The sequence below is a fragment of the Bacillus sp. LR--39 genome (assembly GCF_053613335.1).
In genome coordinates, this window is record NZ_JBSIOT010000272.1 from 1 (window position 1) to 1160 (window position 1160).

At 42.1% G+C, this 1160-nt stretch carries 2 protein-coding genes; both read left to right on the plus strand.

Annotation, left to right across the window (positions count from 1 at the left end):
* Positions 1–58 precede the first annotated feature (58 nt).
* A complete protein-coding gene (gene bdbD, locus ACWHAR_RS22430) occupies positions 59–727 on the plus strand; it encodes a disulfide bond formation protein BdbD (RefSeq protein WP_017695149.1) in 669 nt (222 codons plus the stop codon).
* Positions 728–731: 4 nt separating this feature from the next.
* Positions 732–1148, plus strand: coding sequence for a disulfide oxidoreductase (locus ACWHAR_RS22435; RefSeq protein ID WP_015384637.1), 417 nt, complete (start codon positions 732–734; stop codon positions 1146–1148).
* The last annotated feature ends 12 nt before the right edge of the window (positions 1149–1160 follow it).

Consider the following 1160-nt stretch of genomic DNA (forward strand, 5'->3'; position numbering starts at 1 on the left):
AGAAGTGGGTCAATTGCGATCCGCTTCTTTTTTAATTTTAAAACGATGAGGTGTCGGAGTGAAAAAGAAACAGCAGTCTTCTGCGAAATTCGCGGTCATCCTTACGGTTGTGGTTGTTGTATTGCTAGCAGCCATTGTCATCATTAATAACAAAACGGAACAAGGCAATGATGCGGTTTCCGGACAGCCGTCTATCAAAGGGCAGCCTGTGCTTGGCAAGGACGATGCACCGGTAACTGTAGTAGAATTCGGAGATTACAAATGTCCGTCTTGCAAGGTGTTTAACAGTGACATCTTTCCAAAAATACAAAAAGACTTTATTGATAAGGGCGATGTGAAATTTTCTTTCGTGAACGTCATGTTCCATGGAAAAGGTTCAAGATTAGCGGCTCTTGCATCTGAAGAAGTATGGAAGGAAGACCCTGACTCTTTCTGGGATTTCCATGAAAAGCTGTTCGAAAAACAGCCGGATACGGAACAGGAATGGGTAACCCCAGGCCTCCTTGGTGATCTTGCAAAAAGCACCACAAAGATAAAACCTGATACGCTCAAGGAAAATCTTGATAAGGAAACATTCGCTTCTCAAGTGGAAAAGGATTCTGACCTTAATCAAAAAATGAACATACAGGCAACACCGACGATTTACGTCAATGATAAAGTGATCAAAAATTTTGCGGATTATGATGAAATCAAAGAGACAATAGAAAAAGAACTGAAAGGGAAGTAACGATATGAAAAATAGAATCGTATTTTTATATGCTTCCTGGGTTGTGGCTCTTATCGCTATGCTGGGCAGCCTGTATTTCAGTGAAATCAGAAAGTTTATTCCATGTGAACTGTGCTGGTACCAGCGTATCCTCATGTATCCGCTCGTCCTGATTTTAGGCATCGCCACCTTTCAAGGGGACACACGAGTGAAAAAATATGTGCTCCCGATGGCGATTATAGGGGCATTCATTTCGACCATGCATTACTTAGAGCAAAAAGTGCCCGGTTTTAGCGGCATTAAGCCATGTGTCAGCGGCGTGCCGTGCTCGGGCCAATATATTAACTGGTTTGGTTTTATTACGATTCCATTCCTGGCCCTGATTGCTTTTATCCTGATTATCATTTTTATGTGCCTGCTGAAAGGCGAAAAATCTGAATAACAAAAAAAGCGC